The organism is Staphylococcus sp. 11262D007BW, from assembly GCF_053547815.1.
This window is the reverse complement of record NZ_JBPWPJ010000001.1, coordinates 2130925-2154625: the sequence shown is the minus strand read 5'-3', so window position 1 is coordinate 2154625 and position 23701 is coordinate 2130925. Positions and strand designations below refer to the sequence as shown.

Sequence of the window (23701 nt, the reverse complement as noted above, 5' to 3'; positions counted from 1 at the left end):
TGAACTTGATTGAGTTTAAACACGTTCATAAAACATTTCATAAAAACGGAACTAATGTGACCGCTCTAAAAGATATCAACTTTAAAGTCAATCAAGGCGATATTTTTGGCGTCATTGGTTACAGTGGTGCAGGTAAAAGTACACTGGTTCGTTTAGTGAACCAACTGGAAACCCAATCTACTGGAGATATTTGGGTAGATGGGCATCATTTAAATACATATAATCAAAAGGCTTTGCGTAAAGTTAAGAAAGACATCGGCATGATTTTCCAACATTTTAATTTATTAAATTCAAAAACGGTCTATAAAAATATCGCAATGCCACTTATTTTAGCAAAAGTACCTCCAAAAGAAATTAAACAACGCGTCGAGGAAATGATCGCATTTGTAGGTCTCAAAGGGAAAACGGATCACTTTCCTAATCAACTCTCGGGTGGTCAAAAACAACGGGTCGCAATCGCACGTGCGCTCGTTACAAACCCTAAAATTTTATTATGCGACGAAGCCACAAGTGCACTAGACCCAGCTACTACTGACGCAATTCTAGACTTATTAAAAAAGACCAATGAGACCTTTAATGTCACTATCTTAATCATCACACACGAAATGAGTGTCATTAAGAAAATTTGTGATCGCGTAGCAGTGATGGATAACGGTCGTATTATTGAGCTGGATACTGTAAAACATGTATTTAGTCATCCACAAACGCAAACAGCTCAACGTTTTGTCTCAACTGTGATTAATACGACTCCATCTGAGCTTTTGTTAGAGGATGTCAAAACGACTCCTCATTCTCAGTTATTTAAGTTATTTATTGAAAATCATCAAATTCAACACGCAATTATCAATGATTTGATTCAAAAAATAGGTGTGCGTGTCAATATTGTTCACGCTTTTATGACAGATATTCAAGCAGATACAGTGGGTTATTTATGGTTAAACATTGAAGGAGATGCCTCTCATCTAACGCAAACACGCGACTACCTATCAGCACATCACATTCAATTCGAGGAGGTTTAAGAATATGTTAGGTTCATCCATCGATGCGTCTCAATTATTAGAAGCACTTTATCAAACACTTTATATGGTGACCGTTTCTCTTGTCATTGGTTCACTTATAGGCATCCCATTAGGCATTCTACTTGTGATCACACGAAAAAATGGCATTTGGCCAAACTCAATCATTCACCATATACTCAATCCAATTATTAATATTTTAAGATCAGTTCCTTTCATTATTTTATTAATCGCTATTGTGCCATTTACAAAATTACTTGTTGGGACATCTATTGGGACAACAGCTGCTATTGTACCTTTAACCGTCTATGTTGCACCGTACATAGCACGATTAGTCGAAAACTCTTTACTCGAAGTAGATGACGGTATTATCGAAGCTGCGCATGCCATGGGCGCTTCACCAATGCAAATCATACGTTATTTTTTACTACCTGAAGCGTTAGGCTCACTCATTTTATCTATTACGACTGCCATCATTGGATTGATTGGTGCCACAGCAATGGCTGGTGCTGTCGGTGGTGGAGGTATTGGTGATATGGCCTTAGTATACGGCTATCAACGCTTTGATACACTGGTCATCATCATTACGGTAGTGGTACTCGTCATCATTGTTCAATTGATTCAATCTATCGGTAATACCTTAGCTAAAAAGGTACGTCGTCATTAATAGGAGGTTACATTATGAAAAAATTAGTCACATTACTCATCGCAACAGTCTTCATTTTAGCGGCTTGCGGACAAAGCAGCGATAATGAAAAAGTTACAATTGGAATTGCTTCAGACGACTCCAAAGCTTGGGAAAAAGTAAAAGAACTTGCTAAAGAAGAGAATATCGATTTAAATATCAAACAATTCTCAGATTATAACGTCCCAAATAAAGCTTTAAGTGATGGCGATATTGATATGAACGCCTTCCAACATTTTGCCTTTTTAAATGAATATAAAAAAGCAAACGAAGGGACTGACATTACACCCATTCGCACAACCGTTCTTGCTCCACTAGGTATTTATTCTGATAAGATTGATGATATTAAGGATGTGAAAGATGGTGCGAAAGTCATTATTCCAAATGATGTCTCAAATCAAGCTCGCGCACTAAAATTACTAGAAAAAGCTGATTTACTTGAACTAAATGATGATTTTGGACTGTCTAGCACGACAAAAGATATTAAAGACAACCCAAAAAATTTAGATATTCAAGCAGTGGATGCTCAACAAACAGCACGTGCACTCTCTGATGTGGATATTTCGGTGATTAATAATGGGGTAGCAACAAAAGCTGGATTAGATGCAAAAGAAGACCCTATCTTTTTAGAAGATTCGGATACTGACGCCACAAAACCTTACATTAATCTTGTCGCAGTAAACTCAAAAGATGCTGACAATAAAACATATCAAAAAATCGCTGAATTATATCATTCAGAAGAAGCTAAAGAAGCATTAAAAGAAGATACTAAAGATGGAGAAATTGTAGTCGACTTATCTCAAGAAGAAATTAAAGACATTGAAGACAGCTTAAAATAAACATATTAATCATAGCGGTAAAAGAGCACATCTTTTTACCGCTATAATTTGTTGTGTAAAAATAGAACAACTTCATTATTGTAGTTATAAAAAATCCCTCGTACTTCTTATAAGTACGAGGGATTAACGTGTATTACCTATGCTTCGTCTTTTACGAATGGTAATAATGCCATATGACGTGCACGTTTGATTGCTGTAGTCAACATACGTTGATATTTAGCTGACGTACCTGTCACACGACGAGGTAAAATTTTACCACGTTCTGAGATAAAACGTTTTAATAATTCAGTGTCTTTATAGTCGATGTGTGTAATTCCGTTTGCTGTGAAGTAGCACACTTTTTTACGACGACGACCACCTCTTCTTGGTCCACCTGCCATGATTTGTGCCTCCTTTACATTATATTTGTTTCAAATGGTTTGTTTTAAAATGGTAAATCATCATCACTAATATCTATTGGGCCATTCGCATTTGCAAATGGATTATCATTATTAGTGGATTGATTGTTGTTTTGATATGACGAATTCTGACCTTGTTGTTGTCCACCAAAACTTTGGCCATAACTTTGGAATTGATCTCCTTGGTTATTGGCATGACGTTGGTTTTGTGATTTAGGTTCAAGGAATTGAACACTATCACAGACAACTTCTGTGACGAATATACGTCGGCCTTCTTGGTTTTCGTAACTGCGTGATTGTAAGCGACCATCAACGCCAGCAAGACTTCCTTTGAACAAGAAATTGTTCACGTTTTCTGCTTGTTTACGGAAAACAACACAGTTAATAAAGTCCGCTTCACGTTCCCCTTGCGCATTCGTAAACGTACGATTCACCGCTAAAGTAAAAGTCGCTACACTTACGCCTGAGGGTGTCGTTCTGTATTCTGGATCTTTAGTTAATCGACCTACTAATACGACTCTGTTAAGCATGTTCACGCCCCCATTTTATTCTATTACTTGTCTTCGTCTTCACGGACAACAATGTAACGAATGATATCGTCATTGATTTTAGCTAAACGTTGGAATTCGTCTGTAGCTTTGTTGTTATCAGTTTGAATACGCACGATGTTGTAGTAACCATCAGTGAAGTCTTCAATTTCGTAAGCTAAGCGACGTTTACCCCAGTCTTTAGTTTCTAATACTTCAGAACCTTCAGAAGCTAAAATGCCGTTGAAACGTTCTACTACTGCTTTGCGTGCATCTTCTTCCATGTTTGGACGCACGATGTACATTACTTCATATGTTCTCATTGTATATTTGCACCTCCTTGTGGTCTATGCGGCTTATCATCATTAAATGATAAGCAAGGAATAATTTTCATTACTCACATTCAAGAATTGTATCATAACCCTTTACATTTTACAATCATTAATTCATTGAAGGTTGAGCTAAGTTCGACGATATTGGATAGTCGCAATAAGTGAAGCCTGTTGTTCCGTTAGATTACGATAAACATGAGGCACATCACACGCGAAATGAATAGCATGATTTTCTTTCACTTGATAAGTTTCTCCGTTGACCTCTAAATTAATCTCTCCTTGAGTCACAATGATATACTCTTGGGACCCTTTAAAATGGCCTTCTGATGACATTTGACCTTGAGCTTCAATCCTCATATTAAACATTTCAAATCCTGTTTCGGAATGATATGGAAAATAAGGATAAATCACAACCGTTTTATCTTTATTGTATATCTCTACCAGATCATCTGGGTGTACTTGATTCACCACACCCGTACTATATGAAATAAGTTGAGATAAAGGAATGCGCAAACCATTCGCAATTTTAGATAACGTCGTAATGGTCGGATTTGATTTCCCTTTTTCGATTTGTGACAACATGTTTTTACTGACATTTGTCATTTTAGATACTTCATCTAAGCTCAAATGCGTATTTTGTCTATATTCATAAAGGTTGGTAGCAATCGTCGAATTAATATTTAACAAAATAATGCCTCCTTGTTTACAATATAACGCACATAATGTACCATATATTTTCGTGAAATACTTATTTAATAGATTGGAGATACGTCATACAATGAAACATACTGATATAAATAGAAATAATAGTATTGCATGGCTCTTATTTTTAGGCATCATATTAGTCGGCGCTAATTTAAGAGCACCCTTAACATCTGTAGGCGTGGCATTGCCTAGTATTAAAGAAGCTTTGTCTCTATCTAACGTATCGGTTAGCTTTATTACAATTATACCGTTGCTCGCATTTTCTGTCATTTCGTTGTTTGCCTCTAAAACAAGTCAACGGTTCGGGTTAGAGAAAACGATTTTCTTTGCTTTAATCTTTATATTAATAGGTGTAGTGATTCGTTCGCTTCCTAACGTTCCTCTACTCTATGCAGGTACGATACTCATCGGTATTGGTATCGCATTTGGGAATGTATTAACCCCTGCAGTGATCAAATCAAATTTCTCTCTTAAAATTGGTTTAATGACAGGGTACTATACTGTTGTAATGAATGTCGTCGGAAGCTTTTCATCCTATATTACAGCACCTATGTTAAATACATTTAACTATAATATCGCCTTAGGTAGTATCGCGATAGTTACTTTTATCACAATTATCGTTTGGTCTTTCCAATTAAAACACAATGAAACATTCCATAGTCATGTTCAAGACAATCATGTCAACGTATGGAAGTCTTCTATCGCATGGCGAATTACCTTATTAATGGGCGGACAATCTTTAATATTCTATTCTTTAATCAATTGGTTGCCGGCTTATTTAACTGATCACGGCGTCTCAATCAATGTCGCAGGTATTTACCTTTCAATATTACAATTGGCCATTATTCCATTAACGTTTATTACACCAATATGGGCGACGAAAATGAACTCTCAAGTCGTATTAGCACTCATCACGGGTAGTTTATTCGTGATTGGTATCATTTTAATGATTGCATTCCCACAAATTGCTATTGTTTCAATCATTATGTTAGGTATAGCTAGCGGATTGTCATTCGGTCTTGTCAATACGTACTTTAGTTTAAAAACCGAAAATACGGTAACTGCTGCTAAATTATCTGGTATGTCACAATCAGTTGGTTATCTATTTGCAGCAGTGGGTCCTTTACTATTTGGTGTTTTACATGACGTAACAGGCACTTGGTGGCCATCGTTAGCGGTATTATTAATCGTGGCACTGTTGATTCTAATCTTCAGTTCAAGTGCAGGTCGAAACATTACCATTGAAGCGCACCAACACCGTTAATATCATAAAAAATGACTAGGTATGAGCGTGCTTAATCCTAAATAGCAACGCACTCCTAGTCATTTTTCATATTAACGATTCTATTATTTAATTACACATTAAATCTAAAGTGAACGACATCGCCGTCTTTCATGATGTAGTCTTTACCTTCAAGACGCATTTTACCAACTTCTTTCGCACCTTGTTCGCCGCCGTTTTCTACAAAGTCATCATAGCTTGTTACTTCGGCACGAATGAAGCCACGTTCAAAGTCTGTGTGAATGATACCGGCACATTGTGGTGCTGTCATACCTTCTTTAAATGTCCATGCGCGTACTTCTTGTACACCTGCTGTAAAGTAAGTAGCAAGACCTAATAAATCATACGTTGTGCGGATTAAACGATTTAATCCTGGTTCTTCAATGCCTAAATCTTCTAAGAACATTGCTTTATCTTCTTCATCAAGTGTCGCAATTTCTTCTTCAATTTTAGCGCTGATCACAATGACATCAGAATCTTCTTTCGCTGCATACTCACGAATGGCTTTCACTTTATCGTTTTCTGCATCATTAATTTCATCTTCACCAACATTTGCGATATATAACATTGATTTAGATGTTAAAAGTTGCGCTTGGTTAACGTATTTTTGATCTTCGTCATTAAACTCTAAACTACGGACTGGTTGACCATTTTCAAGTGCTTCTTTAATTTTAGTTAAAATACGTACTTCGTTGACAGCTGTTTTATCTTTTTGTTTTGCCATTTTTTCTAAACGTGGTAAACGTTTTTCGACAGATTCTAAGTCAGCTAATACAAGTTCCATATTAATAACTTCGATATCTTCAACAGGATTGACGCGTCCAGCTACGTGCGTCACGTTGTCGTCATCAAATGCACGTACCACTTGGCATATAGCGTCTACTTCACGAATGTGAGATAAGAACTTATTACCAAGCCCTTCACCTTTTGAAGCACCTTTAACAATACCGGCAATGTCTGTAAATTCAAATGTTGTTGGTACTGTTTTTTTAGGTTGAACAATCTCTTCTAATTTTGATAAACGTGTATCTGGTACTTCTACAATACCTACGTTTGGATCAATTGTCGCAAAGGGATAGTTTGCTGCTAATGCTCCTGCTTTTGTAATTGCATTAAATAATGTGGACTTTCCTACGTTCGGTAAGCCTACAATACCTGCTGTTAACGCCATTATTCATTCTCCTTCTCATTTGTATTTGCTTTTTCGAGTATTCTTTTCATCTTTTTATTAAATGTTGAACGCGGCATCATAATACTTCGTTGACACGCTTCACACTTAATACGTATATCTGCGCCCATACGAATAATTTTGAAACGATTCGTACCACATGCATGTTGTTTCTTCATTTCTACTATATCATTTAATTCGTAGTTTGATGCCATGGATGTTCACCTCAATTATTGATTATTTTGATCCTCCATTTGAACTAAAGTTGGTGTAGGGGTTTTAATACCTTCTGAATCAAAAAATGTTTTAATTTCGCGACGTAAAATACGAGAACCTGTAAAGTGCTCACCAGGTAATGTTTCACCTGCGATACGAATCACGACTTGATAACTGTTAATCTCATTAACACCTAATACTTCTGGTTCTGATAAGAATAAATCGTATTTTTTCGGAATTTGTTTTAAGAATGCGATCATCTTATCTTCTACGTCATCTAAGTTTTCATTCACAGACACTGGAATATCAACAATTGAGATACCATTTGTTACTGAATAGTTAATCACTTCACTCATTGTACCGTTCGGAATCGTGCATAGTTCACCAGTCATCGATAAAATACGTGTAGAACGTAAGCCGATTGACTTAACTGTTCCTTCTGCAATTGGTGCACTATTGTTTTTAATACCTACATAATCTCCGACATCAAATGTATATTCGAAAATAATAAAGAAACCAGCAATGACGTCTTTTACTAAAGTTTGTGCACCAAAACCAATTGCTAAACCGACTACTCCGGCACCTGCTAAAATACTTTCAACGCTAATACCAAACTTGCTAAGTACCGTCGTTAATGTAATAAACCAAACAATATAACCTACTACATTTTGCACTAAGGTAATTAACGTTTTTGAGCGTTTTGCGCGATTTGATTTACTAGCTCTCGCTGTTTTAGTATTTACTTTAAAAATTTGTTCAATGACTTTGTTTAAAATACGAATTACAATAAATGCAGCGAGTACATAAATCAGTACGATAATAATTTTAGTTAACAAATTGGAATACGTTTCCGGGTCAACTAAGGGTTGCCACATTTCATTTAATATTGCTTTAAACTGCTCCATAAATTAATATCCTCTACCTTTCTTAAAGATGGTTTTGATTCAATAGTTGAATAAGTCGTTGATAATCCTCTTGAGAATAAAATTCGAACGTCACATGACCTACTTTATTTTCAGTGGTGATATGAACAGCTGTGTCATATTGAGCACTCAGTTTTTGTTCTTGCTGACGAATCAATTTAGGTTTTTTAGCTTTAGAGGCAGTCGTTGACGACGTTGTTGATTGCGAATCCTTACCATGTGTCACCATATTGACTTGCTGCTCTAAATGACGGACACTCCAAGACTCCCGGACGGCTAAATCTGCGTATTTTTTCATATCTTCTACACGCTTTAAAGAGAGTAATGTGCGTCCATGACCACCTGACAACTCACCTTGTCGAATCATTTCTCTTATTGATATTGGAAGTTTGAGCAGACGCAACATGTTCGCTATGTAAGGGCGAGATTTACCCAAACGTGTTGCTAAGGCTTGTTGCGTTAAATGGGCGTGTTGCATTAATTGCTCGTAACTCTCAGCTTCTTCAAGAGGATTTAAATCTTCTCGTTGCAAATTTTCAATAATAGCAAACTCACGCATTTCTTGATCAGAAAAGGATTGGACGATTGCCTTAATCGTTGTTAATTCAAGTTGTTGACATGCGCGATAACGTCTTTCGCCCGCTACAATATAATAACCTTGAATGGACGGTGTGACAATGATAGGTTGCAATAATCCATTTTGTGAAATAGATTGTGCGAGCTCCTTTAACTTCTCTGCATCAAATTGTTTTCGAGGTTGATATGGATTAGGTCTGATGTCTTCAAGCGATAATTGTTGGATATTTCTCTGTTCATCCTGTTGATTTATATCACTCACTCCTCTTATATCCAGAAAGATTTCATTACTCTATTTTACTGATTGAACTCTTGATACTCAAGCTATTCATATGATTTTAAAACACCAAATTTTCGTTTTAATTAAAATTTTCTGATAAATGTGTTGACAAGTTATCTTACCTAGTGTAAAGTGTGACTTATCAAAACGAATCACAATATTTTTAGACACTATAATAAGGAAAGTAGAACTTACACTGCTTTTACAGAGACGCTTCATTAGCTGAGAGGAGCGATTGAAAGAAAGTTTGAAAATGGCCTTGGAGTGTTGATGCCAATATGAGGTATCACCGGGTTCGCCCGTTATCGCGATACAGTATTAACATTTTGTTTAATGGTGTACTGGAATTCCAATGTATACACCCCGCCGTATACACATACTCCATACGTATTAAACAATTTAGCGTACTGGAAGAGGTTGTTTTAGTGATAAAACAACAAACAAAGGTGGTACCACGAACAAAGCTTTCGTCCTTTAGATCTGATAGATATCGGGTCTAAAGGATGAAAGCTTTTTTTATTTTTATTCAACATTAAAGGAGGTTGATGCTGATGAAAGATACACAACTTGCACAAATTGCCATCACGGATGATCATACTGGTGCGATTGCCAATCCAATTTATTTATCTACGGCTTTTCAACACCCAAGCTTAGGTCAATCAACAGGTTTTGACTATGCCCGAACCAAAAACCCAACACGTAGCGACTTTGAAGCTGCGATGGCTCAACTAGAAGGCGGAGTAGCTTCGTTTGCGACATCAAGTGGAATGGCAAGTATTCAACTAATTTGTAGTTTATTTAAGCCACAAGATGAAATACTCGTCTCCTATGATTTATATGGTGGGACGTTTCGTTTATTCGAATACTATGAAACCCAATACGATATTCGTTTTAAATATGTACATTTTGAACATTATGACGAGGTGGTCGCTGCAATCACACCAAATACTAAAGCATTGTTTATCGAACCGATATCTAATCCTTTAATGATTGAAGTTGATGTAGCACCATATTATCAACTCGCACAAGAACATAACCTATTCACCATCATTGACAATACATTTTTAACACCTTATTTATCCACACCGCTTGAAGACGGTGCAGATATTGTTTTACATTCCGCAACTAAATACATTGGCGGTCACAATGATGTATTGGCTGGCGTCGTCACAGTTAAAGACGCCACGCTCGCACAACAATTAGAACATTTACACAATATGATTGGCGCAACCCTTTCACCATTTGACAGTTATTTGTTGCAACGTGGACTTAAAACATTACATCTACGTGTTGAACGTGCACAAGACAACGCACGCCAACTCGCCAATTGTTGTCGACAATTAGACACTATAAAGGATGTTTTATATAGCGGACATACAGGGATGCTGAGTTTAAGATTGCAAGATGATATTCCAGTTGAACAACTTTTAAAACATACTAAGCTTTGTCGCTTTGCTGAAAGTCTTGGTGGCACTGAAACACTGATTACTTTCCCTTATACGCAGACACATGTGGACATGCCAGATGACGTCAAACAAAGTCGTGGCATCGATACGCATCTCGTCCGACTCTCTTTAGGTGTAGAAGCCTATGAAGATATAGAAAAAGACTTAATTCAAGCATTAAATCAATCGCGAGAAGGAGTGATTCAATGAGTTTTAGCCAACAAACCCAATTAATTCATGACCCTAATCGAGGAGCATCTTATCACAGTGCCAATCAACCCCTTTATTACGCATCAACGTATCATCAAAAAGAACTAGGTGGACAAGCGGAATATGATTATGCGAGAAGTGGTAACCCTAATCGTCAAACATTAGAAGCTAAACTAGCAGAACTCGAAAACGGCGAATTTGGTTTTGCTTTTAATTCCGGGATTGCTGCGATTACTGCAGTTTTCTTAACATTAAAAGCTGGCGATCACGTAATTCTACCGGATGATGTGTATGGCGGCACATTTCGCTTAACTGAACAAATCTTATCCAAATTCGATATTCAATTTACTACTGTCAATACAGAGGATACAACGAATATTGAAAAAGCTATTCAACCCAATACACAATTGATTTATCTCGAAACGCCGTCCAATCCATTATTTAAAATTACAGATATTCGCCAAGCTGTAGCGATTGCTCAACGGCACGATTTACGTGTAGCTGTCGATAATACTTTTATGACACCGTTAGGCCAACACCCTCTAGAGTTGGGTGCTGATATCGTCATTCATAGTGCAACTAAATTTTTAAGTGGTCATAGTGACCTAATCGCAGGCGCTGTCGTGACTAACGAACGTTCAATAGCGGATGCCCTTTACCTAATTCAAAACGGTACAGGGACTGGTTTATCAGTCTACGATAGCTGGACATTAATCCAACACCTTAAAACGTTGGCTGTCCGTTACGAACAATCCGTCCAACACGCTATTAAAATTGGTCGCTTTTTAGAACAACATCCTGCAGTTCGGACTGTTTATTATCCAGGAAACAGTACAGTACATCTCAATCAAGCTGAAAGTGGCGGTGCTGTATTAGGATTTAGACTCAAAAATGAAGCATTAGCGCAACAATTTGTTGATGCTCTCACACTACCGCTGGTTTCAGTGAGTTTAGGTGGAGTAGAAACAATTCTTTCGCATCCTAGTACTATGTCACATGCTGCTATCCCAAAAGCAATTCGAGAAGCTCGAGGTATCACATTTGGACTATTCCGACTCAGTGTAGGACTCGAAAATGTAGAAGAATTGATTGCAGATTTAGATCGTGCATTAAAGGAGGTATTTGATGAGCCGACTATTAGACACTTTGAAAAACAACGTTCTAGTAGCTGACGGAGCGATGGGTACCATTCTTTATTCAGAAGGGTTAGATACATGTCCTGAACACTATAACCTTACCCATCCAGAGAAGGTCGAACGTATTCACAAATCCTATATCGAAGCTGGCGCCAATGTCATTCAAACCAACACATACGGTGCTAATTTTGAAAAACTTAAACCATTTGGATTAGAACATAAAGTTAAAGCGATTCATGAAGCTGCGGTTAATATTGCGCAGCGTGCCGCCAATGACGATACGTTCATATTAGGTACAATCGGAGGGTTCAGAAGTATCCAACAAGGTGAACTATCTTTATCCGCTATTCAATATCATACTGAAATTCAAATTGATGCGTTAGTCTCATCTGGCGTAGATGGATTACTTTTTGAAACCTATTACGATTTAGAAGAATTACTCAGTGCCATTAACCTGACGCGACGAAAATATGATATTCCAATTATTGCGCAATTGACCGCTTCAAACACTAATTATTTAATTGACGGCACGTTAATTAATGAAGCATTAGAACAAGTGGTTAACGCAGGAGCGGATGTAGTGGGCTTAAATTGTCATCATGGTCCTCACCATATGAAAAATACATTTAGCCATATCAATATTCCAAAAGACGCCTATCTCTCTTGCTACCCTAACGCAAGTTTGCTGGATATTGAACAAAATCACTTTAAATACAGTGAAAATGCCAACTATTTTGGAGAAGTAGCGACACAACTGATCGAAGAAGGCGTACGACTCATTGGAGGTTGTTGCGGTACAACGCCTGAGCATATAGAAAAAATAAAGCATGCTGTGACCGGCTTAAAACCTGTTACAGATAAAAAAGTCATTCCGATTCACAAAAAACGAGAGTCTTCTTCAAAGGAAACACATAAACTGAATCTCGCTGAACGGGTTAAAAAGCAACCAACCATCATTGTAGAACTTGATACACCTAAACATCTAGATACCCGTCGTTTTTTCGACAACATCAAAGCATTGGATGACGCAAAAATTGATGCCGTCACTTTAGCTGATAATTCCTTAGCGACAGTGAGAGTATCCAATATCGCAGCAGCTAGTCTGATTAAACAACAATTTGACATTGAACCACTCGTTCACATTACCTGTCGTGATCGTAATTTGATTGGACTCCAATCACACTTACTCGGATTATCGTTGCTCGGTATACACGAAATTTTAGCCATTACAGGAGACCCTTCTAAAATAGGTCACCTTCCTGGGGCGACCAATGTATACGATGTAAATTCAAAAGGATTAACAGAGCTTGCACTTAAATTTAACCAAGGTATCAATACAGATGGTGATGCGCTAAAGGTAGAAACACACTTTAACATCGCTGGTGGTTTTGATCCACATGTCAGAAATATTAATGCTGCCGTCCGTAAAATGGAAACTAAAATCGACAGTGGCATGCATTATTTCATTACTCAACCTGTTTTTACAAAAGAAAAAATCATTGAAATTTATGAAGCAACCAAACATCTTGATGTTCCAATTTTTATAGGCGTTATGCCTATCACAAGTTATCAAAATGCACAGTTTCTACATAACGAAGTGCCCGGCATCAAGATGTCAGACGAAGTGATTGCGCAATTTAAAGAAGTAGCAGGCGATAAAGAAGCCACCTACCAACTGAGCTTATCACTTTGTAAATCTTTAATTGATACCGTTCATCAATACTTTAATGGTTTATACCTTGTAACCCCGTTTCAACGGGTCGATTACTCATTAGAATTAGCAGAATATTCAAAATCTATCACTCAAACAAATCAGGAGGTCATATTATGACAATTAAAACAACAAACTTAGGATTCCCAAGATTAGGACGTAAACGTGAATGGAAAAAAGCAATTGAAGGATATTGGAATCACAAAATTACAAAAGACGAGTTAGATGATACATTGTTTAATTTACATCGCGAAAACTTACTATTACAAAAAAATTATGGTTTAGATAGTGTGCCTGTAGGTGACTTTTCACTTTATGATCATATCTTAGATACATCACTTCTTTTCAATATTATTCCAGAACGCTTTCAAGGCCGTGACGTGGATGATGATTTATTATTCGATATCGCACGCGGTAATAAAGAGCACGTGGCCAGTGCATTGATTAAATGGTTTAACACAAACTATCACTATATCGTACCAGAATGGGATAACGTGACACCTAAAGTTAGTAAAAATACAATATTGGACCGTTTCAATTATGCTAAATCTTTAAATATTAATGCACACCCAGTCATTGTTGGACCAATTACATTCGTTGCCCTCTCTAAAGGCGGTAACCAATCTTTTGAAGAAAAAGTGCGTATCTTATTACCATTATATATCGAAGTCTTTGAATCACTTATTCAAGCAGGAGCAGAACACATTCAAGTGGATGAGCCTATTTTAGTCACAGACAAAGGCACAGAACTTGAATCTATTACAAAAGAAGCTTATGAAGCCTTTGCTGGTGCGGAAGTTTCACAAAAACTCATCATTCAAACATATTTTGAACGTGCAAATGTTCAATTTTTAAGCAGTTTACCGGTTAAAGGATTAGGACTAGACTTTGTCCATGATCATGGTCACAATTTACAACAAATTGAAAATGGCGATTTAGATGCTTCTAAAACGTTATTTGCTGGTATTATCGATGGCCGAAATGTATGGGCAGCAGATATTGAAGCTAAAGCATCTCTTATTCAAAAGTTATCTCAATATTCCGACGATCTATACATTAATCCATCTTCTTCGTTATTACACGTGCCTGTATCATTAGACGACGAAACACTCGACGATACGATTCGTGACGGCTTAAGTTTTGCGACTGAAAAATTAGAAGAACTAGATGCATTAAAACGTCTAATCAATGACAATGACCATACGTTATTCGATACATTCAAAACACAATATGATCGTTTCCAAAATCAATCATTCAAAAACTTAGATTACGACTTTGACAGTGTACCTTCACAACGTGCCTCTGAGTTTGCAACACGCAAAGTCTTACAACAGCGTCGTTTGAACTTACCTGATTTACCAACAACAACAATTGGTTCTTTTCCACAATCATCAGAAGTTCGTAAAAAACGTGCAGATTGGAAAAATAACCGCATTAGCGACGAGGAGTACGACACATTCTTAAAAAATGAAATTAAACGTTGGATTGATATCCAAGAAGAGATTGGTCTAGACGTCTTTGTCCACGGAGAATTCGAACGTAATGACATGGTAGAATTCTTCGGCGAGAAGTTACAAGGCTTTTTAGTCACTAAATTAGGATGGGTTCAATCGTATGGCTCACGTGCCGTTAAACCTCCTATCATTTACGGAGATGTGAAATGGACATCACCATTAACAGTTGATGAAACAGTCTATGCGCAAAGCTTAACTGACAAACCTGTCAAAGGCATGCTAACAGGTCCAGTGACCATTTTAAACTGGTCATTTGAACGTGTCGATATTCCACGTGCTACAGTGCAAGATCAAATTGCGTTGGCGATCAATGAAGAAGTACTCGCACTCGAAAAAGCAGGTATCCAAATTATTCAAGTGGATGAACCAGCCCTACGCGAAGGCTTACCATTACGTCAAGAGTTCCATGCCTCTTACCTAGAGAAGGCAGTGCATAGTTTCAAACTTGCCACGTCGTCTGTGTCAGATCATACACAAATTCATACGCATATGTGCTACTCTCAGTTCGGTCAAATCATTCATGCAATTCATGACCTGGATGCTGACGTTATTTCAATCGAAACATCACGTAGCCACGGCGATTTGATTAAGGACTTTGAAGATATCGACTATGACCTTGGCATCGGTTTAGGTGTTTACGATATCCATAGCCCTCGTATTCCAACAGAAGACGAAGTAACAACAGCGATCACACGTGCATTACAACAAATCGATCGCTCACTCTTCTGGGTCAACCCTGATTGCGGTCTGAAAACACGTAAAGAAGAGGAAGTTAAAGATGCCTTAAAAGTCCTTGTCCATAGCGCTCAAAAACTACGCCAAAACGATAATGATGCAATACAACCGACAGCATAAGGAGGTTAAAAGATGACCTATCCACTTTGGGAACAATTCGATTCCTTGAGACAAGCACGTTGGGTTGACTTAACCCATACATTTAATGAGGCATCGCCACATTTTAATGCATTTGAAGGCGCCCAAGTGAATACCCCTTTCACCGTTCAAAAAGATGGCTTCTTTGTACAAGAATGGAAAGTGGTCACACAATATGGTACACATATTGATGCGCCTATCCATTTTGTTGAAAATCAACGTTATTTACATGAACTTGATTTAAAAGAACTAGTTTTACCTTTAATTGTGCTTGATTTCTCAAAGGAAGTTGCTGAAAATAACGACTTTATTTTAACACGCAATCATATTGAAACTTGGGAAGCTGAGCATGGTACTATTGAACCAGATACATTTGTTGCCTTTCGAAGTGACTGGTCAAAGCGTTGGCCAAACCATGAAGCCTTTGAAAATAAAGATACAGAAGGCCAACAACACCTACCAGGGTGGTCTTTAGACGCCATAAAGTTTCTTGTCGAAGAACGTCATATTACAGCGATTGGCCACGAAACATTCGATACAGATGCTTCTATAGATATTGCTAAACATGGCGATATCATTGGTGAACGTTATATTTTAGGACAAGATCGTTATCAGATTGAATTATTAACCAATCTAGATCAACTTCCCACTCGTGGTGCAATTATTTATAACATTAGCCCCAAACCTGACAATGCCCCTGGCTTCCCAGTTAGAAGCTTTGCGATAGTACCACAATAATATTTAACGCCCTTTAAAGCCATACATCTCCTAGCTTTAAAGGGCGTTTTTCGATTTACGTTGATTGTTGTACTTGTTTATTAATCATTGTTTGTATATATAATGCTAATAATAATTCTGGCGATAATTGAGAGCCAACAATTTGTATTTGATGTTGCTCTCCTCTTTTTTGAGTTTGCTGATTTTTAAATAGATCAAAAACACTTCGATCAGCTTGAAGTAACACTTCCTCATTGCTATTTGAAAGTGTCGTTTGACTACTCATATATTCATTATGAAACGAATAAGTCTCTTCACCATAATAAAAATTATAGGGAAGTTTTTGTTTCATACCACCATCTTTAATAAGTTTTTTCATTTCCAGCTGCCCTACTAATTCTTCATCAACATACACATTATATTGATATCTTAAAGTAAATATCTTTTTAGGAACTAATTTCACAACTGTATTTTCAGATTTAAGGTAAGTACTATAATGTGGCATAACACCAAATAAACTAATCACTTTATGTAAACGATTCGCAAATTTTATTGTGTAAGTGATATTTTGATTACCATATACTGGTAGCGTTTGATTATCAATAATATATAAAGGTGATTGATAAAAATATTCATTTTCTTTTAAGTTAAGTTGTTTTTTATCAATAGATTCAGCCACTGCATATTTATTTTGTAAATACTTTCGAAATAACAATAAACCAATGATAATAATAGTCATTACACCAAATAATAACCATAAAATCCATACGGAGTTGTTAAAAAGCGGTGGCTTGCCCATTATTATTAAAATTGTATTATACAAGCTGATAATCAATAAAATCAGCCATATTGATGCTTCTTTAAATAATGACAATATTAAAATCCTCCTGTTGTTATTTATCTAATTATTTTAACCTTCCGTTTAATTATCGTTCATCATTGTTTGTATATCAACTTTAATTACATAGTTACAATTGGCCTTTTTCCATATGTTTTTGTAATATTTTATAGCCTATCCATAAAAATAAGAGTGTTAATACTATGGATAAGACAATAAATATCCATTTATTATAACCATTATATAAGGTAAACATTGGATAAGCGTAAAAGTAAATGTAACTTACTACAATACCTATAACATACACTTTATTTTCAATGACGAATGATAGTGCAAACTGAATTGCTATCATGCCTAAAAGTCCAATCATAAACGCAAATATGATGTAAATATACTCAAAAATATTTGGTCTCTGTTTCTTTCACTTACCAATAAGACCGACCACATATTATTTTCATACCCAACAGAAACAAGTTACCCCCTAAAAAAAAACATCGCCTCTCATTTTTGAAAGACGATGTTTGCTGTTCTAATATTTTCTTAAAAATTGTGCATCTTCTTCATGATAAGTCTGCATCACAAATTGATGTACCGCATCAATCACACGTTTAATCACATCAGTGGAATTCGCTAAAATACGAAATGTTAAACCGTGTGTAGGTAAAAGTGTGACTCCGATGCGACAAGATTCGTTAATCATTGGCGCAACGACATCTTGTATCGCTTCCACCGTTTTTTGATTAACGCTAGGATTAATATAAAAACAATTGGCCATATGTGTATAATCTTCCATGTAACCAATGTCTGCAATTTGATTTTTCTTAGTATCTAATTTTAAATTATCAAAAACGACTAGTTCATCATCGACGTATATCTCATTAAATAAATGAAGATAGTCATATTTAAATGGCTTGCCTTCTTTGTCATACCCTGGTGTTAAGATATCGGTATAAAACATAGACGCTGTCGATGTTAAATTAAATCGGTTATGTTGAAAAAATCTAGCATTAGAATAACCGATAATCGGATCACTAATAAACTCCATAAATGAATGGTCATCTAAATTAAACGTTTGATATTGTTCCACTTTATCTTCTAAAGTTTTAAAAACAATTGTAGCCCCTTGCGTTGTGAGTACCGCATGCGCATGTGGCCCATAATTGATCTCCGTACGATAGCGGTCACCATCTACAAAACCGCCACCTAAGTTAATCAAAAACATGGTTGGATGCGGACTACCATTAAGATAGTTAGGGCGCATGACCTTAAGACCGCCTTGGAAATAAGTTTTCTTATTTACAGTGCGCTCTCCGTCGTGCTTAAATGTTAAATCTAATTCGCCAGTCCAATCTGATATCGCCATTATTCAAGCCCTTCAAAAAAGACGTCTTGACGAATCCAATTAATCACATCGTCTAAGCCTTCATCTGTTTTTAAGTTCGTAAATGCAAATGGGCGATCTTTACGGAAAATTTTAGTGTCCTCAGCCATACGGTCTAATGATGCACCAACGTGTGGCGCAAGGTCTGTTTTATTAATCACAAAGTAATCTGATTTGATCATACCTTGTCCACCTTTACGTGGAATTTTCTCACCTTGTGCAACGTCGATAATATAAATTGAAAAATCTACAAGTTCGGGACTAAATGTAGCAGCTAAGTTGTCGCCGCCTGATTCAACAAAGATTAATTCGATATCATTGTTACGTTCCATCAATTCGTCAATTGCCGCAAAGTTCATAGATGCGTCTTCACGAATCGCTGTATGAGGACAACCTCCTGTTTCAACACCAATAATACGATCTTCTGGTAATACACCTGTATCTACAAGAATTTTTTGGTCTTCTTTTGTATAGATATCATTTGTAATAACGCCGATACTTTTTTCTTTTGCAAGACGTTTTACAATTTTTTCAATGAGTTGTGTTTTACCTGCACCTACAGGGCCCCCAACACCAATTTTGATGGGTTTCATGTCACATTCCTCCTATGAAATAAAAATACGTACATTAACGTTTTCGTGCTCAAGTTGATTCATTTCGATACCTGGTGCTGTCAAACCAAAATCTGAGTCTTCAAGCTGCATCACTGTTTGACGCGTTTCTGTAATAAACGGAATCATCTCAGCTACAATCTTTTGTCCTTCTGTTTGACCTAATGGTATCGCACGAACCGCGTTTTGCGTTAAGCTCGATACGTTTTGATAAAAATAATATTCAATCGTTTCTTCAATACTCATCTCTAAATGATGACCAAGGATTGCAAAAACAACAGCTGGATGAGTACGCAATGCATATTCTTGGGTTTTATTGTAATACCATTCTATCCATGAATCATCATATAATGCGTGTGCAAGATTGATCATACGCTTTCCCATTTGTTTTGTCCCAATTCGTGTTTCTCTCGGAATATTTTGCACGAAAAGTAACTGATCCAAACGCTCAATGGCTTCAGGTTGATTATCTTGTATGGCTTGATAAGTCATACGCATCGCTAAACCGTCTGTATAAGTCAATTGCTCTGTTAAAAACACTTCTAACCAACGTTTAAATGATGCACCGTCATGAACATCACCACGTTGGATATAGGTTTCAAGTCCAAACGAGTGACTGAAAGCCCCCGTTGGAAATTGTGAATCACAAAATTGAAAGAGTTTTAGTTGTGCTTGATTAATCATGTGAATGTCCTATGTGTTTAAAGGCTTGATTGACTTTACGATCTTCACGCTCATATGGGATGCCGAGCTCTTTTAATAAATCTTCTACAAGATAATCATATTGTACAAGCATTTCGTCATCATCGGTAAATTGCGCTGGTAAATGACGGTTACCTAGTTGATGGGCAATATCACCCATTTCTTTTATAGTACGCGGTTTGATGGCAATAATATCTTCAGAATTTACATCAATAATAATCATGTTTTGATCATCACGATATAAAATATCTCCATATTGTAAATCAATAGGTTGGCTTAAACGAATCCCAATTTCCGTACCATGATCTGAAGTCACACGTTGGATACGTTTTACTAAATCTGAGTTCTCAAGATACACTTTTTCGATGTGTACGTTTTTATCTTCTTTAGATAAATTCGCAATATTACCTTGGATTTCTTCAACGATCATATATTTCATCTCCTAGCACTTGAAATAACATTTGCTCAAAGAACAATTGCCAGGGTTTCTTTGAACATGTCACTTAGTATCGTAAGATCTTGAGGGGATAGTCGATATGGGCATTGTATCGTTAACGCCGTTTCATTCGATGGCTACAATGTCTCAAGTTCTACTTCATTTTCCTCTCAACTTACTTTATCATATTCCTACATTAAAGCGTTAATGATTAACCTTCAAACCCTTGCTACATAAAGGTTTAACCCTATTAAATTATTAAAATAGAGGTTGGACTAAAGTTAAGCAGAAATGAACGAAATAAAGAACGACTTTGTTTAGTTAGCCGTTCTTATAAATGTGGTAAATCACAGTTGATCAATGACAACCCGTCATATTTTGACGAGTTGTGCGCTTTCTACCGAAAATTCTGCTTTTAGGAAACCGTTAATCAGTTTCCTAGAGCATGAAGGCTTTAGCGCTCAACTTCATCTTTATTCTTTAGGATCTTGATCATATCCTACTTCTTTATTTTTATTCTCATGTTTTTTTTCTGGAAGTTCATCAAATGATGCTTTATGTACACGAGATTCATCAATCGCACCATTTACTAAATTATGGAAACCATAAATACGACGGCGACCCGCATATTCAATTAATTGAACTTCTTTTTCATCACCAGGTTCAAAACGGACTGCTGCGCCTGCTGGAATATCGAGATGTTTGCCATATGCTTTTTCTCTATCAAAGTCTAAAGCGTTATTTACTTCAAAAAAGTGATAATGTAAACCTACTTGTACTGGACGATCTCCTGTATTTTTAACTGGAATGATTGTTTTTGGACGTCCTTTATTAATAATCACTTCTGTATCTTTAACAATAATCTCACCAGGTCTCATGTTAATTCCTCCTTGATTTGAAAATCATTTTAAGAAGGTTAGGACAAAAGCGTTTAGGATTTGAGCAGAAACGAACGAAATAAAGAACGACTTCGTTTAGTTAGTCGTTCTTACAAATGTGTGAAAGCACATTTGATCATTTACAATACGTCAAATTTTGGCGAATCGTGAACTTTCTGCCGAAAATCCTGCTTTTGGGACACCGTTAATTGGTTTCCCAGAGCATTAATGCTTTTTGTCTCAGCCCCTTCACTTTATACTTCAAGATCTATCTATTAAATGGCCTAGGTGTTCATTTAATGGGTCTTGTAATTTTATACTAATCAATTTTTGAATCTTTTTCAAATTATTTTTATCCATATTTAATCTATTAAAGAGAAATAACATTGGTTAGTATTAAAAAGATAAAAAATAGAGCGTCTAGTTTAGATATAGTATAAAAATCTATATGTATACGTCACAGTTTGGCAACAATACCAATCATCTGGGCACAATTTCCCGAACTTAATATGTCTTTTGCTAAACTAAATTTAAGATAGGTGATTTGAATGAGTGTAGAAAAAATAATGAACGGTTACATTTTAATTGCCCTCATCATCATTATTTTATTAGGGCGTTTATTAGCTTACGCTTTAACAAGGGATATTGGCCAAACAATCAATTCATTTAGCTTTTATTGTCATTTATTGTGTTTAGGCGTGTATATATACTGTTTAATTTTAGTGAAAAAGCAAGGAAAAATTGATGGTTATTGGTAATTTAAAATGATAAAAGGTTGAGACCCGACATCTTCCTTTCGCGTCTCAACCTCTTTGAATATTATTGTTGTAATGGCACAGGATGGTCCAATTGAAAATGGGCGCCCGCACGATGCTTTTGATACTGATAATAAAAATAAAGCGTCCATAAAATGGTAAGCACAATCGCAACGATATAGCTTAAATTTAAGTCTAATCCAAAACCAATAGGCTGACTTAATATATAGGTAAAAACGTTCCAAGTCATAAATATCGCTGGTATCATAGCCACCCAATAGTTTTTCTTTGCCATCATTAAATACATGGTGCCGACCCATAAGGCCACAGTTGCTGTCGTTTGATTGGCCCATGAAAAATAACGCCATAAAATAGTGAAATCAATACGCGTTAATAAGAAACTACCTACAAATAGAGGCACTGCGATTAAAAATCGTTTGCTTAATGCCTTTTGACCTAAATGAATGTAATCTGCAATAATCATACGCGCACTTCTAAAGGATGTATCACCACTTGTAATTGGTAAAATGATAACGCCTAACACTGCCACTGTACCAAATACAGAACCGAGTAACATTGTAGATACTTCACTCACTACTAGTGCCGCTTCTCCTCTTGCAAGTACTTCTTGTAAACCGCCATAACTTCCAAACAAGCTCATTGCCGCTGCAGCCCAAATCATGGCGATAATCCCTTCCGCAATCATCATGCCATAAAAAATCACGCGCGCGTTACTTTCTTTATTCGTAGTGCGCGAAATGATAGGAGATTGTGTCGCATGAAAGCCTGAGAGCGCCCCACAAGTAATGGTAAAGAACAATAATGGAAAAATAGGTGCCCCATCTGGATGCATATTTGACAATGATAACTCAGGAATCGGTGCGCCCGTTTGAATTAAACGAAATCCTACGCCTATAGCACTAATCACTAATAAAGCACCAAATATTGGATAAATGCGCCCGATAATTTTGTCGATAGGTAAGACAGTCGACAGTAAATAATATACAAATATCACGAAAATAATGACACCTAAAGCAACGCGACCATCCATTAAATTATGTAATAACAATGCTGGACTTGTAACAAAAACAGTCCCTGTCAGTAGCAACAAGAGCAACGTAAAAATATTAACGACGTGTTTCATAGCTTGTCCTAAAAATTTTCCTGCTAGTTGAGGTAAGTGAGCGCCTTTGTTTCGAATAGAAATCATACCCGTTAAGTAATCATGGACAGCCCCAGCAAAAATACATCCAAATACAATCCATAAAAATGCAACTGGTCCATACAATGCCCCCATGATCGGCCCAAAGATAGGTCCTACCCCTGCAATATTTAACAACTGGATTAAAGAATTCGATGATGTTTTCATCGGTACAAAATCGACGCCATCTTGTTGATCATGTGCAGGTGTCGGTCGTGACGTTTTCGGTCCAAACATCTTATCGATATAGCGACCATAAGTAAAATAACCAATAATTAAAAGTACAATCGATACTAAAAACGTAATCATACGCATCCCCCTTGTTTGACGTATTAATTTGTAAGCG

26 protein-coding genes and 1 other annotated feature are annotated in these 23701 nt (G+C 36.6%); of the genes, 10 read left to right on the top strand and 16 right to left on the bottom strand.

Going from position 1 to position 23701, the window contains the following annotated elements:
• Positions 1-5 precede the first annotated feature (5 nt).
• From ACEE93_RS10475 to gmpC, 3 genes are read left to right on the top strand one after another with little or no spacing between them, the layout of a single operon-like run.
• Complete coding sequence (locus tag ACEE93_RS10475; protein ID WP_449154534.1) at positions 6-1019, top strand: methionine ABC transporter ATP-binding protein; 1014 nt, start codon at positions 6-8, stop codon at positions 1017-1019.
• A 4-nt stretch (positions 1020-1023) separates the two neighbouring features.
• Positions 1024-1683 carry a methionine ABC transporter permease gene (locus ACEE93_RS10470; RefSeq protein ID WP_449154533.1) on the top strand — a complete coding sequence of 220 codons (660 nt, stop codon included), beginning with the start codon at positions 1024-1026 and terminating at the stop codon, positions 1681-1683.
• Between the two features lie 14 nt (positions 1684-1697).
• Positions 1698-2540: a dipeptide ABC transporter glycylmethionine-binding lipoprotein gene (gene gmpC, locus ACEE93_RS10465; protein WP_449154532.1), complete on the top strand. Its 843-nt coding sequence runs from the start codon at positions 1698-1700 to the stop codon at positions 2538-2540.
• Positions 2541-2677: 137 nt separating this feature from the next.
• Here gmpC and rpsR read toward each other — a convergent pair whose 3' ends face one another.
• The 4 genes from rpsR to ACEE93_RS10445 all read right to left on the bottom strand — a co-directional run bounded on the left by rpsR (position 2678) and on the right by ACEE93_RS10445 (position 4484).
• Complete coding sequence (rpsR, locus tag ACEE93_RS10460; protein ID WP_014614919.1) at positions 2678-2920, bottom strand: 30S ribosomal protein S18; 243 nt, start codon at positions 2918-2920, stop codon at positions 2678-2680.
• 44 nt (positions 2921-2964) lie between these two features.
• Positions 2965-3468 carry a single-stranded DNA-binding protein gene (ssb, locus tag ACEE93_RS10455; RefSeq protein ID WP_449154531.1) on the bottom strand — a complete coding sequence of 168 codons (504 nt, stop codon included), beginning with the start codon at positions 3466-3468 and terminating at the stop codon, positions 2965-2967.
• Between the two features lie 23 nt (positions 3469-3491).
• The gene (gene rpsF / locus ACEE93_RS10450; RefSeq protein ID WP_449154530.1) at positions 3492-3788 is read right to left on the bottom strand and encodes a 30S ribosomal protein S6; all 297 of its coding nucleotides are present in this window, start codon (positions 3786-3788) and stop codon (positions 3492-3494) included.
• A gap of 138 nt (positions 3789-3926) precedes the next feature.
• Positions 3927-4484: a helix-turn-helix domain-containing protein gene (locus tag ACEE93_RS10445; RefSeq protein WP_449154529.1), complete on the bottom strand. Its 558-nt coding sequence runs from the start codon at positions 4482-4484 to the stop codon at positions 3927-3929.
• A 91-nt stretch (positions 4485-4575) separates the two neighbouring features.
• Here ACEE93_RS10445 and ACEE93_RS10440 point away from each other — a divergent pair, with 91 nt between their 5' ends.
• The gene (locus ACEE93_RS10440) at positions 4576-5766 is read left to right on the top strand and encodes a CynX/NimT family MFS transporter (RefSeq protein WP_449154528.1); all 1191 of its coding nucleotides are present in this window, start codon (positions 4576-4578) and stop codon (positions 5764-5766) included.
• 91 nt (positions 5767-5857) lie between these two features.
• On the opposite strand, the gene ychF is transcribed toward ACEE93_RS10440, so the two are convergent.
• From ychF to ACEE93_RS10420, 4 genes are read right to left on the bottom strand one after another with little or no spacing between them, the layout of a single operon-like run.
• Entirely contained in the window at positions 5858-6955 is a 1098-nt protein-coding gene (ychF, locus tag ACEE93_RS10435; RefSeq protein WP_449154527.1) for a redox-regulated ATPase YchF, read from the bottom strand.
• Positions 6955-7167: a DUF951 domain-containing protein gene (locus tag ACEE93_RS10430; protein ID WP_449154526.1), complete on the bottom strand. Its 213-nt coding sequence runs from the start codon at positions 7165-7167 to the stop codon at positions 6955-6957. The genes ychF and ACEE93_RS10430 overlap by 1 nt, the downstream gene beginning before the upstream one ends.
• Positions 7168-7182: 15 nt before the next feature.
• A complete protein-coding gene (locus ACEE93_RS10425; RefSeq protein WP_449154525.1) occupies positions 7183-8073 on the bottom strand; it encodes a mechanosensitive ion channel family protein in 891 nt (296 codons plus the stop codon).
• A 22-nt stretch (positions 8074-8095) separates the two neighbouring features.
• Positions 8096-8929, bottom strand: a complete 834-nt coding sequence (locus ACEE93_RS10420; protein ID WP_449154524.1) for a ParB/RepB/Spo0J family partition protein — start codon at positions 8927-8929, stop codon at positions 8096-8098.
• 181 nt (positions 8930-9110) lie between these two features.
• Positions 9111-9425, top strand: a binding site (T-box leader).
• Positions 9426-9498: 73 nt separating this feature from the next.
• Here ACEE93_RS10420 and ACEE93_RS10415 point away from each other — a divergent pair.
• Genes ACEE93_RS10415 through ACEE93_RS10395 form a run of 5 tightly spaced genes read left to right on the top strand, consistent with a single transcriptional unit; the run spans position 9499 to position 16574 of the window.
• Positions 9499-10602, top strand: coding sequence for a PLP-dependent transferase (locus ACEE93_RS10415; RefSeq protein WP_449154523.1), 1104 nt, complete (start codon positions 9499-9501; stop codon positions 10600-10602).
• Positions 10599-11774 carry a cystathionine beta-lyase MetC gene (metC, locus tag ACEE93_RS10410; RefSeq protein ID WP_449154522.1) on the top strand — a complete coding sequence of 392 codons (1176 nt, stop codon included), beginning with the start codon at positions 10599-10601 and terminating at the stop codon, positions 11772-11774. The genes ACEE93_RS10415 and metC overlap by 4 nt, the downstream gene beginning before the upstream one ends.
• Positions 11728-13569, top strand: a complete 1842-nt coding sequence (locus tag ACEE93_RS10405) for a bifunctional homocysteine S-methyltransferase/methylenetetrahydrofolate reductase (RefSeq protein WP_449156563.1) — start codon at positions 11728-11730, stop codon at positions 13567-13569. The genes metC and ACEE93_RS10405 overlap by 47 nt, the downstream gene beginning before the upstream one ends.
• Positions 13563-15818, top strand: coding sequence for a 5-methyltetrahydropteroyltriglutamate--homocysteine S-methyltransferase (gene metE, locus ACEE93_RS10400; protein ID WP_449154601.1), 2256 nt, complete (start codon positions 13563-13565; stop codon positions 15816-15818). The genes ACEE93_RS10405 and metE overlap by 7 nt, the downstream gene beginning before the upstream one ends.
• Positions 15819-15830: 12 nt before the next feature.
• Positions 15831-16574 (top strand): cyclase family protein, encoded by a 744-nt coding sequence (locus ACEE93_RS10395; protein ID WP_449156562.1) that lies wholly within the window; start codon positions 15831-15833, stop codon positions 16572-16574.
• A 55-nt stretch (positions 16575-16629) separates the two neighbouring features.
• On the opposite strand, the gene ACEE93_RS10390 is transcribed toward ACEE93_RS10395, so the two are convergent.
• The 7 genes from ACEE93_RS10390 to ureB all read right to left on the bottom strand — a co-directional run bounded on the left by ACEE93_RS10390 (position 16630) and on the right by ureB (position 21399).
• A complete protein-coding gene (locus tag ACEE93_RS10390; protein ID WP_449154519.1) occupies positions 16630-17427 on the bottom strand; it encodes a hypothetical protein in 798 nt (265 codons plus the stop codon).
• Positions 17428-17521: 94 nt separating this feature from the next.
• Positions 17522-17761: a hypothetical protein gene (locus tag ACEE93_RS10385; RefSeq protein WP_449156561.1), complete on the bottom strand. Its 240-nt coding sequence runs from the start codon at positions 17759-17761 to the stop codon at positions 17522-17524.
• A 159-nt stretch (positions 17762-17920) separates the two neighbouring features.
• Positions 17921-18754, bottom strand: coding sequence for an urease accessory protein UreD (locus ACEE93_RS10380; protein WP_449154517.1), 834 nt, complete (start codon positions 18752-18754; stop codon positions 17921-17923).
• On the bottom strand, positions 18754-19365 hold the full coding sequence (ureG, locus tag ACEE93_RS10375) for an urease accessory protein UreG (RefSeq protein WP_449154516.1): 612 nt from the start codon (positions 19363-19365) through the stop codon (positions 18754-18756). The genes ACEE93_RS10380 and ureG overlap by 1 nt, the downstream gene beginning before the upstream one ends.
• A gap of 12 nt (positions 19366-19377) precedes the next feature.
• Positions 19378-20067 carry an urease accessory protein UreF gene (locus tag ACEE93_RS10370; protein WP_449154515.1) on the bottom strand — a complete coding sequence of 230 codons (690 nt, stop codon included), beginning with the start codon at positions 20065-20067 and terminating at the stop codon, positions 19378-19380.
• The gene (gene ureE, locus ACEE93_RS10365) at positions 20060-20515 is read right to left on the bottom strand and encodes an urease accessory protein UreE (RefSeq protein ID WP_449154514.1); all 456 of its coding nucleotides are present in this window, start codon (positions 20513-20515) and stop codon (positions 20060-20062) included. Before ureE ends, ACEE93_RS10370 begins: the two co-directional genes overlap by 8 nt.
• Positions 20516-20994: 479 nt before the next feature.
• A complete protein-coding gene (gene ureB / locus ACEE93_RS10360; protein WP_449154513.1) occupies positions 20995-21399 on the bottom strand; it encodes an urease subunit beta in 405 nt (134 codons plus the stop codon).
• A gap of 548 nt (positions 21400-21947) precedes the next feature.
• On the opposite strand from ureB, the gene ACEE93_RS10355 reads away from it, so the two are divergent.
• Positions 21948-22157, top strand: coding sequence for a hypothetical protein (locus ACEE93_RS10355; RefSeq protein ID WP_449154512.1), 210 nt, complete (start codon positions 21948-21950; stop codon positions 22155-22157).
• Between the two features lie 61 nt (positions 22158-22218).
• Here the strand turns inward: ACEE93_RS10355 and ACEE93_RS10350 are convergent, their stop codons facing one another.
• Entirely contained in the window at positions 22219-23664 is a 1446-nt protein-coding gene (locus ACEE93_RS10350) for a carbon starvation CstA family protein (RefSeq protein WP_449154511.1), read from the bottom strand.
• Positions 23665-23701 lie beyond the last annotated feature (37 nt).